This window comes from Mycobacterium sp. (assembly GCF_044370595.1).
GTDB lineage: Bacteria > Actinomycetota > Actinomycetes > Mycobacteriales > Mycobacteriaceae > Mycobacterium.
On sequence record NZ_JBILVF010000081.1, the window covers coordinates 1 to 14648 of the forward strand.

The 14648-nt window shown below is 68.0% G+C and carries 9 protein-coding genes; all 9 read right to left on the minus strand.

Annotated elements, in window-relative coordinates:
- Positions 1–573, minus strand: a 573-nt coding sequence (locus tag ADBZ5N_RS11755; RefSeq protein ID WP_526257660.1) for an AMP-binding protein, incomplete at its 3' end; no start/stop codon positions are given.
- 183 nt (positions 574–756) lie between these two features.
- Complete coding sequence (locus ADBZ5N_RS11760) at positions 757–1452, minus strand: thioesterase II family protein (protein ID WP_526257661.1); 696 nt, start codon at positions 1450–1452, stop codon at positions 757–759.
- Positions 1452–3002, minus strand: a complete 1551-nt coding sequence (locus ADBZ5N_RS11765; RefSeq protein WP_526257662.1) for an acyl-CoA carboxylase subunit beta — start codon at positions 3000–3002, stop codon at positions 1452–1454. Before ADBZ5N_RS11765 ends, ADBZ5N_RS11760 begins: the two co-directional genes overlap by 1 nt.
- Entirely contained in the window at positions 3002–8350 is a 5349-nt protein-coding gene (gene pks13 / locus ADBZ5N_RS11770) for a polyketide synthase Pks13 (RefSeq protein ID WP_526257668.1), read from the minus strand. Before pks13 ends, ADBZ5N_RS11765 begins: the two co-directional genes overlap by 1 nt.
- A gap of 80 nt (positions 8351–8430) precedes the next feature.
- A complete protein-coding gene (fadD32, locus tag ADBZ5N_RS11775) occupies positions 8431–10320 on the minus strand; it encodes a long-chain-fatty-acid--AMP ligase FadD32 (protein WP_526257663.1) in 1890 nt (629 codons plus the stop codon).
- A 221-nt stretch (positions 10321–10541) separates the two neighbouring features.
- A complete protein-coding gene (gene culp6, locus ADBZ5N_RS11780) occupies positions 10542–11606 on the minus strand; it encodes a carboxylesterase Culp6 (protein WP_526257664.1) in 1065 nt (354 codons plus the stop codon).
- A 16-nt stretch (positions 11607–11622) separates the two neighbouring features.
- The gene (locus ADBZ5N_RS11785) at positions 11623–12147 is read right to left on the minus strand and encodes a DUF732 domain-containing protein (protein WP_526257665.1); all 525 of its coding nucleotides are present in this window, start codon (positions 12145–12147) and stop codon (positions 11623–11625) included.
- A 76-nt stretch (positions 12148–12223) separates the two neighbouring features.
- Positions 12224–13126, minus strand: a complete 903-nt coding sequence (locus ADBZ5N_RS11790; protein ID WP_526257666.1) for an alpha/beta hydrolase — start codon at positions 13124–13126, stop codon at positions 12224–12226.
- Positions 13127–13257: 131 nt separating this feature from the next.
- Positions 13258–14334, minus strand: a complete 1077-nt coding sequence (locus tag ADBZ5N_RS11795) for an alpha/beta hydrolase (protein ID WP_526257667.1) — start codon at positions 14332–14334, stop codon at positions 13258–13260.
- Positions 14335–14648 lie beyond the last annotated feature (314 nt).

Below are 14648 nucleotides of genomic sequence, written 5' to 3' on the forward strand. Positions count from 1 at the left end.
GATGACATTGCGGTGCGAGACGATCACGCCGGCGGGCGTCCGGGTGGAACCGGAGGTGTACTGCAGATAGGCGGGCCCGTGCCGGGAATCGTCGGTCTCGTCGAGCGCGCGGGTGGCGTCGATGTCGATGAGATCAACCTCGATGACAACGGGCGCAGGGCGGCCGCCACGCGGGCTGGCGTACCTGTTGACATCAGCCACCGCCGCAGAGGTGGTGAGCAGCACCGACGGAGCGCTGTCATCCAGCGCGGAATCGGTCCGCTGGTCGTGCACGCCGAACATCGGGACCGACAACGGCACCGCGATCATCCCGGCCTGCAGCGACGCGTAGAAAGCGACGATGTAGTCCAGGCCCTGGGGCGCGAGGATCGCCACCCGGTCGCCCTTGGTTGCGCTCCGCCGCAGTTCCTCGGCCAGCGAGAGCACCCGGCGATGCAACTGGTTCCACGTCAGGCTCTCGCGCGGGCCAGTCCCGAGCAGTGGGCCGTCCATGAAGGCGAAGGCCAGAGCGTCGCCCTGGGTGGTCGCCCGGTGGCGGAGCAGGGCGGGAAGAGTCATATCGGTGTTGAACACGGGGTAGCCTCGCTGCGTCGTCGATGTGTCATCCGGGCTTGTTCGGGCGCGTCATGCCCACGCGGCCATGTCGGCCGAGTTTCACAAGGGACATGGCATCCAAGCCGTGAACGGCGGCGCCTCTTCGCGCCCCCCGCCGATGCGGGGCTTTTCACCACTGTACCAGCGACCAGCGCCTACCTGCTAACCAGCAAATCCCAGCATTCGCTGTTCCACGAACTCAGAGAGCGACAGCAAATTTTCGTTGATGTAGAAGTGACCGCCGTCGAACACCGTGAGGTCGAAGTGCGCGGTGGTGCGCTGCCGCCACGGGCTGACCAGTTCATCAGTGGCCAGTTCGTCGTTGTCCGGCATGAGGGCGTGCAGCGGGCAGGAGACCACCGCCTCCGGCGGGGGTTCGTAGGCAGCGACCGCCTTCAGGCCGCGCAGCGTCGGCAGTAGCGTCGCAGCGAACTTTTCGTCCTTGAGAAATTCCGGGTTGACGCCGGTGATCTCGGCGACTGTGCTGAGCAGCTGCTGATCGGAACCCTCGAGCTTGGAGATGCGACGCAGCAGTCCCGGCGCCGCGGAGGCGGAGACGAAGAGCCGCGAGATCGGATTGCCCGCGGCCTCGAAACGCAGCGCGAGTTCGAACGCCAGCAGCGCTCCCATGCTGTGGCCGAAGAAGGCGACCTCACCGCCCGGGATGTCCCCCGGCTTGACCATCTCCGCGAGCTTGTCGGCCAGTTCGCCGATCCCGGTGTACTTGGACAGGTCCTTGCCGGTCCGCTTGCCCGGGTACTGGACCGCGACACACCTGACCCTGGGTGAGAAAGCCCGGGAGAAGGGCACGTAGAAGTCCGCCGAGCCGCCGGCGTGCGGGAAAATGAAGAGCCGCATCAGATGGGGATCAGGCCGTGCTTACGCTGCACGCGCTGAATCTGCTTGTCCCGCAACAACCTCATGGACCTGCGCAGCAGCAGACGGGTCTGATGCGGCTCGATGACCGCGTCGATGAAGCCCCGTTCAGCGGCGATGTAGGGGATCGCCATGTTGAGGTTGTAGCCCTCGATGAAATCCGCGCGGATTTTCTGGACCTCCGGCGCGGTCGGATCGGGAAAACGCTTGACCAACAACTGCGCCGCGCCCTCCGCGCCGATCACGGCGATGCGGGCGGTGGGCCAGGCGAAGTTGAGATCGGCGGTGAGCTGCTTGGAGCCCATCACCGCGTAGGCACCGCCATAGGACTTGCGGATCGTCAGCGTCACCTTCGGCACGTCGGCCTCCACCACGGCGTATAGAAAGCGGCCGCCGCGTTTGATGATCCCGTTCTTCTCCTGCTCCACCCCGGGCAGGAAGCCGGGGGTGTCGACGACGAACACCAGCGGCGTGTTGAAGGAATCGCAGAACCGGACGAACCGGGCGGCCTTGTCGGAGGCCTCGTTGTCGATCGCGCCGGACATGTGCATCGGCTGGTTGGCCACCACCCCGACGGGGCGGCCGTCGACGCGGGCGAAGCCGGTGATGATGGCCTGTCCGGCCTGGGCGGCCACATCGAGGAAATCGCCGTCGTCGAAGATCCGGATCAGGATCTCGTGCATGTCGTAAGCAGTGTTGTCGGCGTCCGGGACCAGGCTGTCCAACTCCAGATCGTGCGGGGTGATCTCCGGCTCCAGCCCCGGGTTGATAACCGGCGCATCGTCAAAGGTGTTGGGCGGCAGGAAATCCAGGAAGTCACGGACGTACTGGAAGGCCGCCTTCTCAGAATCGACGACCTGGTGGATGTTGCCGTACCGGGCCTGGTAGTCCGCACCGCCGAGTTCATCGAGGCTGACGTCCTCGCCGGTGACGTCCTTGATGACGTCCGGGCCGGTGACGAACATGTAGCCCTGGTCGCGCACCGCGACCACCAGGTCGGTCTGGATGGGCGAGTAGACCGCACCGCCGGCGCACTTGCCGAGGATGATCGAGATCTGCGGCACCACACCGGAGAGCAACTCATGGCGACGGCCGAGTTCGGCGTACCAGGCCAGTGAGGTGACCGCGTCCTGGATGCGGGCGCCACCGGAGTCGTTGATGCCGACGATGGGGCAGCCGACCATGGCGACCCACTCCATCAGGCGGGCGACCTTGCGGCCGAACATCTCGCCCACCGAACCGCCGAACACCGTCTGGTCGTGGGAGAACACCCCGACCGGCCGGCCGTTGATGGTGCCGTGACCGCAGACGACTCCGTCGCCGTAGAGGGCGTTCGGGTCGCCGGGGGTGCGGGCCAGTGCGCCGATCTCCAGGAAGCTGCCCGGGTCGAGCAATTCGTGGATGCGGGCCCGGGCGCTGGGGATGCCGCGCTTGTCGCGTTTGGCGGCGGCGGCCTCACCGCCGGGTTCCTTGGCCAGTTCCAGCTTTTCGCGCAGTTCGGCCAGCAACTCGGCGGTGGACTTGTTGGTCACTACTTCTCCTGCCGTGCCTGATCCTGGCGGGCCTGAATGCGGTTGATGGCTTCGCTCATGTGGGCACCCACCTTGGCAATGTACGGCTCGTCGATGGCCTGAATGTGCTCGCCCCCGATCGGCACCACCTCCAGGTCGGAGACGAACTCGCCCCAGCCGCCATCAGGCTTGCGGGTGCCGTAGCGCGGCTCGAACATGATGGCGTCGTCGTGGTAGCGGTCGGCCATGTAGAGCGTCACGTGCCCGTCGTAGGGTTCGATCTCGACGGTGTCGATGGCGCGGTTATCCAGATACGACGTGCGCTGGTGCTCGATGACCCCGCCGGGGATGTTCACCCCGCTGGCCTTGACCGCATCGAGGACGAACCGCACCTGCCCGTCGTCGTCGAGAATCTCGAGTTGCTCGTAGGGGATCGCCGGGATCTCGACGTTGAAGGTGCGCTGGGCGAACAACGCATAGCGGTCCCAGCGGGCGCGGATCTCTTCCTTGGTCTGGGGGATGTCCTCCCCGGCGCGGACGGTGTCGATCAGGCCGACGAACTCGACGTCGGCACCGGCCTTCTTCAGCCCGATCGCGCTGGCGTAGGCCAGCACCCCGCCCAGTGACCAGCCGGCCAGGATGAACGGTCCGTCACCGGCCATCTCCATCAGCTTGGGCACGTATTCGGCGGCGCGCTCCTCGATGGACCCCTCGACCCGCTCCAGCCCGTACATCGGGGTGTCGGCGGGCAGTCGTTTGAGGAGCGGTTCGTAGACCACTGTCGAGCCGCCGGCCGGGTGGAAGACGAACACCGGGACTCTGGTGGAGCCTTCCGGCCGGGCGCGCAGGGTGCGGACGAAACCGTCCAGTTCCCCGGACTCCAGGTGGTCCCGGACGGTGGTGGCCAGCTCCTCGATGGTCGTGGCCGCACGGACATCCTCAACGGTGATGGTGCCTTCGCAACGCTCGGTCAGGCGTGCGGCGATCTTGGCAACGGTGTCGTCGTCGATCTTGGGCAGCGGATTGAAGATACCGCCGGGGGACTTGCCGGTGACGATGGCCCACGTAGCGAAGGTGACGCGTTCGGCGGCCTCGCGCGGGGGGACGTCGGTGCCCAGTGCGTCGATGACGGCCTGCTGGGTAAGGACTTTGGCGGCCGCCGCGGCGGGGGTGGCCCCAGCAGATGGCTCAGCGTCTGGTCCGGCCGGGTTGGTCGGCGGTGGCGGGATCCCGGGTCCGGACGGGTCGGTGGGCGGTGGCGGGATCCCGGGTCCGGACGGGTCGGTGGGCGGTGGCGGGATATCGGCGGTCGGGGCGTGGGCCTCCGGATGCTTGGCGGCGAGTTTCTCGGCCAGCGCCTCCGGGATCTCGCCGGCGGCCAGCTTGGCCTGCTCGGCCGCGATCTCGTCGGCGGTCATGGCCTTCTGGTGCTCAGCCAGTTCGGCGACCTGCTCGCGGTTTTCGATCGCGTAGGTGATCAACTGCTCGACGGCGTAGAGGTTGGCGTCGCGCACCGCGGTCAGCTGGATCGGCGGTAGATCGAAGTCGTACTCGACGCGGTTCTTGATCCGGACCGCCATCAGCGAGTCCAGGCCCAGCTCGATCAGCGGCACCTCCCACGGCAGGTCCTCGGGCTCGTAGCCCATCGCGCTGCCGACGATCAACCCGAGCCGGTCGTGCACGGTCTCGGGGCCGTCCGGGGACCACTTACCCAATTGCGCGGCGACGCCGGCACCGGCGGCGAGATTGTCGTGCAGGATGTCGGCGTCTTCAACGTGCTCCGGCTCGGCTTGCGCCGCCACGGTTTCCGCGACGACGGCCACTCCGGTGGCCACTGCGGCGGGCAGTGCGGAGGCGGCGCCGGAGCGGGTGACGATGGCGTCATAGACCAGGGTGAACGACTCATCCATGCGGGCGTGCACCTGTACCGAGGCGCCACCGGGGTGGCGGGTCAGGGTGGTCACCAGTCGCGCCCCCTCGCCGGGAACCGCGCGCTGCTCGGAGGCGGTGAGGCTGGCATCGGGAAGCACCTGCACCGCAGCGGCTTTCACCAGCGCCGCCAGGTCGGTCACATCGTCCCCGCCGTACTCCCAGACGTGCCGGCCGTCCGGCATCGCCACGTGGGTGCCGGGGATCAGCGCCGATCCGTCGGCGGAGAACCGGGCGTTGAGCCAGTGCTCCTTGCGCTTGAACCGGGTCGGCGGGATGCCGGCGTAGTCGTCCGGCCCGGACGCCGGGGTGAACAGCGTCCGGAAGTCCAGGTCGTGGCCGTAGACGTACAACTGGCCCATCGCCGCGACCATCGAGTCGACGTCGTCCTGCTTGCGGGCCAGGGTCGCGATCAGCTGGCCGTCGTGCAGCCCGGCCGACGCGGTGGTCAAGCCAACCTGCATGAGCGCCACCGGGTTCGGCGCCAATTCGAGGAAGGTGGTGTGCCCGTTGTCGACGGCGTTGCGGATCCCGTGGGTGAAGTAGACGCTGTGCCGCAGCCCCTTGCGCCAGTAGTCGACGTCGTGGATCGTCTCGCCGGGTCGGATGTAGCCGCCCTCGTGCACGGTGGAGAAGTAACCGATCTTGAGCGGACGGGCCTCGATGCCCTGCAGTTCGGCGGCCAACTCGCCCAGCAGCGGATCCATCTGCTGGGTGTGGCTGGCGCCCTTGGTCTGGAATTTGCGGGCGAACTTGCCCTCTTTCTCGCAGCGTTCGATGATCGCGTCGACCTGGGCGGGCGGGCCGCCGATCACGGTCTGGGTCGGCGCGGCGTAGACGCACACCTCCAGGTCCGGGAAATCGGGGAACACCTCGGCGATCTCGTCCGCGGAGTATTCGACCAGCGCCATCAGCCGGATGTACTCGCCGAACAGCATCGCTTCCCCCTCGCCCATCAGATGCGCACGCGCGCAGATGGTTCGGGTGGCATCGGTCAGCGACAGACCGCCGGCGAAGTAGGCGGCGGCCGCCTCGCCGAGGGACTGCCCGACCACCGCGGCGGGTTTGGCGCCGTGGTGGCGCAGCAGTTCACCCAGGGCGATCTGGATGGCGAAGATGACCATCTGGACCACTTCGATCGGGTATTGGCAGGTCTCGTCGGTGTAGTCGATCGAGTCGTCGAGGATCAGTTCGACGATCGAGTATCCGCGCTCGTCTTGAACCAGTGCGTCGACCTTGTTGATCCACTCGGCGAAGACCTCGTTGCGCAGGTACAGGCTCTTGCCCATCTTGCGGTGCTGAGCGCCGAAACCGGCCAGCACCCAGACCGGTCCGTTGGTCACCGGCCCGTCAGCGCTGTACACCAGGGGGGTCTGTTTACCCTCGGCGATCGCCCGCAGGCCCTTGACGGCCTCGTCGTGGTCGCGGGCCATCACCACGGCGCGTGAGCGGCCGTGGTTGCGCCGGGACAGCGAGCGCCCGATGGCCTCCAGTGAGGTCTCCCGGCCCTCCGGGCTGTCGACCCATTCCGCCAGTTCGGCCGCGGTGGCCCGCTTGCGGGAAGTCAGAAAGCCTGAGACAGCCAGCGGGACAACAGGTTTCTCCGGTACAGCGGCTGCCAGTTCCTCCCGGGCGACCTCCAGCAGGCGCAGGGCCTCCTCGGTCAGGCCGGGAAGTTCGGGTTCCTCCCCTGACGATGAAGCGCCGTACTCCGCGGCTTCGAAATCGTATGCGGCGACAACGTCATCCTCATCGTCGTCCTCGACCAGCACGCCACCTACGTACAGGGCGCCCGACGACGACTCCGCCTGCGGCGCTGCGGGCTCCGACTCCGGTTCCGGTTCCACCAGGTCCTCCGGCAGCACCTCGCGCAGCACCAGGTGCGCGTTGGCACCGCCGAAGCCGAAGCCGGACACCCCCGCGATAGCGTGCCCGCTGTAGCGCGGCCACTCGGTGACGGTGTCGGCGATCTTGAGGTGCACCCCGTCGAAGTCGATGTAGGGGTTGGGCCCGGCATAGTTGATCGACGGTGGAATGACGTTGTTGCGCAACGACAGCGCCACCTTGGCCAGACTGGCCGCACCGGCCGCCGACTCCAGGTGTCCGAGGTTGGACTTCACCGCGCCCAGCAGCGCGGGCTGGTCGGCGGCACGGCCCCGGCCCACCACCCGGCCCAGCGCGTCGGCCTCGATCGGGTCGCCGAGGATGGTGCCGGTGCCGTGCGCCTCGATGTAATCGACGGTGCGCGGGTTGATTCCGGCGTCACGATAGGCCCGGCGCAGGACGTCTGCCTGCGCGTCGGGGTTGGGCGCCAGCATGCCGTTGGAGCGGCCGTCGTGGTTGACCGCACTACCGGCGATCACGGCCAGGATCTCGTCGCCGTCGCGGCGGGCGTCCTCGAGGCGCTTGAGCACCAGCATGCCGCCGCCCTCGGAACGGGCGTAGCCGTCGGCGTCGGCGGAGAACGACTTGATCCGGCCGTCCGGCGCGAGCACCCCGCCGACCTCGTCGAAGCCGATCGTAACGGCCGGCGTGACAAGGGCATTCACCCCGCCGGCCAGGACCACGTCGGCTTCACCGGCGCGCAGCGCCTGCACACCGGAGTGCACAGCCACCAGCGACGAGGAGCAGGCGGTGTCGACCGCCACCGACGGCCCGCGGAAGTCGTAGAAGTAGGAAACGCGGTTGGCGATGATCGAACTGGCGGTGCCGGTGATGGCGTAGGGGTGCGCGGTGCGTGGGTCCATCATCGCCAGATAGCTGTAGTCGTTGGTGGAACTGCCGATGTAGACCCCGACGCTTGTGCCGCGCAGCGCCGAGGCCGGGATCCGGGCGTTCTCGAGCGCCTCCCAGGTCAACTCCAGCGCCATCCGCTGCTGGGGGTCGATGTTGTCGGCTTCCATCTTGGACAGCGCGAAGAATTCGGCGTCGAAGTCCTTGATGTTCTTGAGGTATCCGCCGCGGGTGCGGGCTTTGCGGATGCGTTCGGCCAGTCGCGGTTCGTCCATGAACTCCGACCAGCGACCCTCCGGCAGATCGGTGATGGCGTCGCGACCCTCCAGCAGCGCCTGCCACATCTCGTCGGGGGTGTTCATGTCGCCGGGGAAGCGGGTGGCCAGGCCCACTATGGCGATGTTCGCGATTCCCTCGTCGATATCCCGGGTGCGGGTCCAGTCGTCGTCGTCGTCGGAGACCTCGAGTTCGGGTTCGCCTTCGACGATCACCGTCGCCAGCGCCTCGATGGTGGGGTGCCGGAAGGCGACCGTGGCCGTCAGCGTGACCCCGGTGAGGTCCTCGATATCGCTGGCCATCGCCACCGCGTCGCGGGAGGACAGGCCCAACTCCACCATCGGGACGGACTCGTCGATCGAATCCGCGGACTGCCCGGTCGCATTGGCCACCCAGTTGCGCAGCCACTCGCGCATCTCGCCCACCGTCATATCGGTGCGGGGTGTGCTCAGCTTTTTCTCGGGAGCGATGACGATCTCGTCCGGCGACTCAGACATGGGTCCTTTGCGTGTTACGCCTCGTCGGGGAAGGCATTGGCCACCTTCCCGGACCGCAGGCTGCCGTCCAGGTATGCCGACCGGCAGGCACTCCGACCGATCTTTCCGCTCGAGGTGCGCGGGATTGCACCGGCCGGGGTCAGCAGCACGTCGCGCACCGTCACACCGTGGCGTACCGCGATCGCCGCCCGGATGGCGTCGGCGACTTGGCTGATCTCCATCTTGTTCGAGCCGGCGGCACGCTCTGCCACGATCACCAACTGCTCGGAGGTGTCCTTCGGGTCACGCTTGAGACCGGCATGCGCGTCGGCGAACACCTCATCGGGCAGCTGATTGGCCGGGACCGAGAAGGCTGCGGCGAAACCGGTGCGAACCGCCTTGCTGGCCTCCTGAGCGGAGAACTCCAGATCCTGCGGGTAGTGGTTGCGGCCGTCGATGATGACCAGATCCTTGGTGCGGCCGGTGATGTAGAGCTCGCCGTCGTGGTAGGCGCCCAGGTCGCCGGTGCGCACCCAGGTGGCGTCGTCGGCGGCACCTTGGGCATGCGACGGATCGGTCCGGGACTTCAGCGTGTTCTGGAACGTCTCGACGGTCTTCTCCGGCTTGTTCCAATACCCGGTGCCCATGTTGTTGCCGCTGATCCAGATCTCACCGATCTGCCCGTCGGGCAGTTCGCTGGCGGTCTCGTGGTCGACGATGGCCGCCCACTCACCGACACCGACCTTCCCGGCGCCGGCCTGCGCCACTGCCTTGGGTGAGTCGTCGGGCACCGGCACAAACCGGTTGGCGTTGAGTTCATCGCGGTCGACCGAGATGATCGTCGGCTCGTCCGATGACGGCGTCGTGGACACGAACAGGGTGGCTTCGGCCAGCCCGTAGGACGGCTTGATGGCCTTGCGCGGGAAGCCGAACGGGCCGAAAGCATCATTGAACCGCTGCACGGTGGCCGCCGAGATCGGCTCGCTGCCGTTGAGGATGGCCTTGACGTTGGACAGGTCCAGCGGTTCCTCGCCCTCCTTGGGCAGACCGCGGGCCGCCGCATGGTCGAAGGCGAAGTTGGGGGCCACCGAGATGGTGCCGCCGGTGTCGCCGGGCTGCCGGGCGATCTCGCGCATCCACCGGATCGGGCGACGGACGAACGCGGCCGGCGTCATGAAGGTGAAGTAGTGCCCGATCAGCGACGGCAGCAGCGCGGTGACCAGACCCATGTCGTGGAAGAACGGCAGCCACGACACGCCCCGATCGGCCTCTTCGCCTTCGAGGGCCTCGATCACCTGCACCACGTTGGTGGCCAGGTTCAGGTGGGTGATCTGCACGCCGGTGGGAATCCGGGTGGAACCGGAGGTGTACTGCAGATAGGCGATGGTGTCCTCGTTGACGGTGTCGATGTGTTCCCACGTCGCGCCGACCTCGTCGGGGATCGCGTCGACGGCGATGACGCGTGGGCGCTCCTTGGCCGGGCGGCTGCGGAAGAACTTGCGGACGCCCTCGGCCGCCTCGGTGGTGGTCAGGATCGCTGAGGGCTGACAGTCGTCGAGCACCGCGTGCAGCCGGCCGACGTGGCCGGGTTCGGAGGGGTCGAACAGTGGCACCGCGATCCGGCCGGAGTACAGCGTGCCGAAGAAGGCCACCAGGTAGTCGAGGTTCTGCGGGCACAGGATCGCCACCCGGTCGCCGGGCTCGGTGACCTGCTGCAGGCGCGCGCCGAGGGCGCGGTTGCGGGTGCCGAACTCATTCCAGCGCAGTTCGCGGGCGACGCCGTCGCGCTCGGTGGAGAAATCCAGGAACCGGTAGGCCGGCTTGTCGCCACGGACCTTCGCCCACCGTTCGACGTGCTTGACCAGGCTGGCGCCCTCAGGGAAGGTGATCCGTCCGTCCTTGATGAACGGGTTATGGAACGGCATACCACTTCTCCTGTCGAACGCACCTCGTGCGGCCACTGTCGAACGCGTTTCCGCGGCGCTCCACCAGTCGCCGCTCAAGCCCCACAGATGGTACCGGGGATCGGGCAGCCGCAGTCAGACCCGGCCCGATGGCCGAATTCCCCGCCGAAGCGGCCATCGCTTGCCCTTATTTTTTTCTTAATGTTAGAGGTTCGGCGGGTCTGCGCCAAATCACCCGCCGCTTATCCGTGCGGCGGGCTGGGGGCGTTCTCCAGGACGCCGCGCGCCCAGTTCAACGTCCACAAAGTGGCCGGCTGCCCGTCGGCGTTCCAGAACTGCGGGGTGGCGTACATCGCGTGGATCGGCTGGCCGGCGCCGCTGGTGAGCACCTCGAGGGTGCGCGGCAGGTTCGCGATGTTGAACGCCGACTGCGGCGCCGAGCAGATCAGGTCTCCCGGCGCGCAAATCTGAAAGGTGCGGTTGTTCAGCGCCCCGAAACCACCCGGCCGCTCCCCGCTCATCGTCAACCCGAGGGTGGACAGCGTCGGGACCTCCTTGAGGGTGATCTCAGCCCCCTGTCCGGGCGCCTCCTGGCCGACAGCCTGACCAACCCCGGGCTGGCGGCGTCCGTCGGCGATCAGCGCGACCCCGCGCACCAGGTCCTCGTCGACCGGGCCGCGGCCGTTGCCGATGTCACTGGCGAGATCTCCGGCGATCACGGCGCCCTGGGAGAAACCGACCAGCACATAACTGGTGAGCGGGCAGCGGTTGTTCATCTCTGTCATGGCACGCAACGTCGCCGCCGTGCCCTCGTTGCGCGAGTCGTTGTAGGACATCTGCTTGTCCGCCGACAACGGGTTACGGAACTGCGCGGTGTAGGGGACGGTGTACACCTGTACCCGCTGCGGACTGAACTGCTGCTGCAGTGGCCGGGTGACGTTGAGCAGCAGCGCAATCGGAAACTGGCCCGGGTTCAGCGGATCGTCGGTGGGCGAGGATTCCCAGGTTCCCGGAATGGCGATCAACTGGACGTCGGGGCAGCTGGCGTCCTGGAAGGCCGGCCGCGGATTCTTCCCCGGCACGCTGGTGGGCGGAATCGCCGACGGCGGCGTCGCGGTCGGCGGCGGGCCGGGCCGGCGGACGACGATGACGATGATGGCCGCCACCAACCCGACCACCAGGGCGACCGCACCGGCGGCGATCAGCGCCAGGATGCGGTGCCGACGACGGCGGTCGGCCGACTTGGGGCGGCTCCCCTTGGCGCGCGACTGGCTGCGTCTGTTCGGGGAGGGTTTGTGAGGTGTCATATCAGCGGCGTCTTGGTCAGCAGAGTTTTTGAGTGGCGATGCCGATGTAGCGGCTGATGGACGTGTCGACCTCGAGGTAGGCGACGTCCGGCGCCTCCCTGCCCTGGGAATCGGCGACGTCGCTGCGCACCATCGGCGCGACCGAGTCCCACACCGCCTGGTCGCTCTGGCCGGCCGCGCGGGCCTGGCACACATAGGCCCCGATGCTCAATGCCCGCAGATCGTTGGACGGTTGCACGCCGGCGGCACGCAAAGCGTCGAGATAACCACGCTGGGATTCGGTCAGATCGGGCTGGCCGGATATCCCGGCGGGGTCCGGCGAGGCCACGACGTCGAAGGCGTCGCCGTCGGCCCGGGCGGACTGCTCCGAGGGCAGCGCGACGGTGCTGATCAGATCACCGCCCGGCGATGAACAGCCCGCGACCAGCCACACCGCGGGTGCGATGAAGCCGACCGCCAGAACCCGGTTCGGCGTGCGGCCGAAGGGTCTGCGACCGGTGGCCCCGAGTTTGCTGGACGACCCGCTGTCCGGACGATGCACGCATCCCACAGTACCGGTTGCCCGGTAGTGCTCACCGCTTCGACGGTTGCGGATCGTTAACGGATCAGCTGGCGCCTCAGCCCAGCGCGGCGGCGATGTCGCCGGCCATGGCGCCGAGCTGGCCTGCCCAGCTGCCCCAGTCGTGTCCGCCGCCGCCGGCCAGGTCGAAGTTGCCGTTCCGGCCGCGCTGGGCGCGGTAGTGGGCGTAGAAGATCCGGTTGCTGCCCTGCGCGACGCTGCAGTCGCCGCCGCCCATCGCGCCGGGGTCGCCGCACGCGATCGCCGCGGGGCTGTACACCCACAACCGGGTGTTGTTGGCGATCAGCAGCTTGACGTGGACGTTCGGGTCACGGAATTTCCACCGGCCCAACTGCGGGGCGCCCCACATGGCCTCAACGTTTCCGCCGCCGTTGTTGATGGCGGTGGAGATGACACCGTTGGTGGCGGTGTCGGACGGGTTGAGGAAGCCCGACAGCGACCCGGCATAGCTGTAGCGGTCGGGGTGGAAGGCCGCCATGGTGACCGCAGCGGTGCCGCCCTGGGACGCGCCGACGATCGCATGCCGGTTGGGGGCCAGGCCCTTGTTGGCGGCCAGCCAGTTGGGCAGTTCGTCAGCCAGGAAGGTTTCCCACTGCTTGCTGCCGTCGCGCTCCCAGTTGGTGTACATGCTGTAGGCGCCGCCGGCCGGGGCGACCACCGAGAACCCACTGCCCGCCAGGGTGTTCATCGCGTTTCCGGCCGTCACCCAGTTGCTGACCTCGGGAGCGGCGTTGAACGCGTCGAGTAGGACGATGGCCCGCGGGCCGCCGCCCAGGAAGGCCACCGGGATATTGCGGCCCATCGCCGCCGACGGCACCTGCAGGTACTCCACGCCCGCAGCGGAGGCGGTCGGCGCCGTCGTCGGGGCCGCCGCACCCCACAGCCCGATCCCTAAGATCGCGCCGACGAATACCCGGAACAGTTTCACCAGACTGCTCATACCCACCTCACGTCGTGTCGTTGCACGTAGTGAATCACACCACTCATCCAGCGGCTTCGAGATTGGCCCCGATACGCCGACGGCGACGAACCAGGTCAGGTCCGCCGCCATCGGCGGTGAAGCCGCCCCGCTCAGTTGGCCGGAGCCGGGGCCGGGGCAGGATCGGCAACCGGCGCCTCGGCCGCCGGAGCAGCCCCCGGCGGGGCCGGGGACGGTTGCGGGGTCGCCCCGAGCACCCGCTGAATATCGGGCTTCATCTGCTGCAACTGCTGACCCCAGTATCCCCAGCTGTGGGTGCCGTTTGCCGGGAAGTTGAAGACGCCGTTACGGCCGCCCGCCGCCAGGTACTTATCGCGGAAGGTCTTGTTGGTCCGCAGCGTGAAGCCCTCCAGGAACTTGGCGTTGAACAGGTTGCCCGCGCTCGCGCCGGCGTCGAGGTCGGACTGCTTGCCGTCGCCGCAGTAGATCCAGATCCGGGTGTTGTTGGCCACCAACTTGCCGACGTTGACGGTCGGGTCGTTGCGCTTCCAGGTGTCATTGCCGCCCGGACCCCACATGTCGCTGGGCTTGAAACCGCCGGCGTCACCCATGGCCAGTCCGACCAGCGTCGGCCACCAGCCCTCGGAGAGATTCAGGAAGCCCGACAGCGCCGCGGCGTAGGTGAACTGCTGGGGGTGCCAGACGGCCAGGGTCAGGGCGGCCGAACCGGCCATCGACAGCCCGACGGCGGCGCTGCCGGTTGGCTTGACCTGACGGTTGGCGGCCAGCCAGGTGGGCAGTTCGCGGGTCAGGAAGGTCTCCCACTTATAGGTTGTGCAGCCGGCCTTGCCGCAGGCCGGCTTGTACCAGTCGCTGTAAAAGCTGGACTGGCCGCCGACCGGCATCACGATCGACAGCCCCGAGTCCAGGTACCACTCGAAAACCGGGGTGTTGATGTCCCAGCCGCTGAAGTCTTCCTGGGCGCGCAGGCCGTCGAGCATGTAGACCGCCGGCGAATTGGCGCCACCGCTCTGGAACTGGACCCGGATCGCCCGGCCCATCCCGGCCGACGGCACGTCCAGGTACTCCACCGGCAGACCCGGCCGGGAGAACGCCTCGGCGGCCGGCTCACCGCCGGTGATGCCGACCAGCCCCGGCAGCACCACGGCAGCACCGGCCGCCGCTGTCATACGTCGACACCAGGTGCCGCGCACCTTCGCAAACGTCATGCGAGAACCCATCCTTGTTGTGTGATTGCCGCACCACGTGCGGACTCCAGCGGCCGCGGTGCCCCGGTAGTCAATCACAAGGGGGGTGCAACGCCGGAATCGTCCTGTAACGGTGGATGGAGACCCTAACGGCCCTTAGTCTGCTCTCGCTGCGCGAAATTTTCGGCTGAGCCGCGAGGGCGGCGTCTGGGAGGAGTTGGGATGCGGCCATCGGGGACGGTCGGAAGGGTTGGCGGCCTGGCGGTCGCCCTGGGAGTCGGAGCCGCGCTGAGCGTCGGGGGCGCCGGGGAGTGCTGGGCCTCCCCGGCTGACAC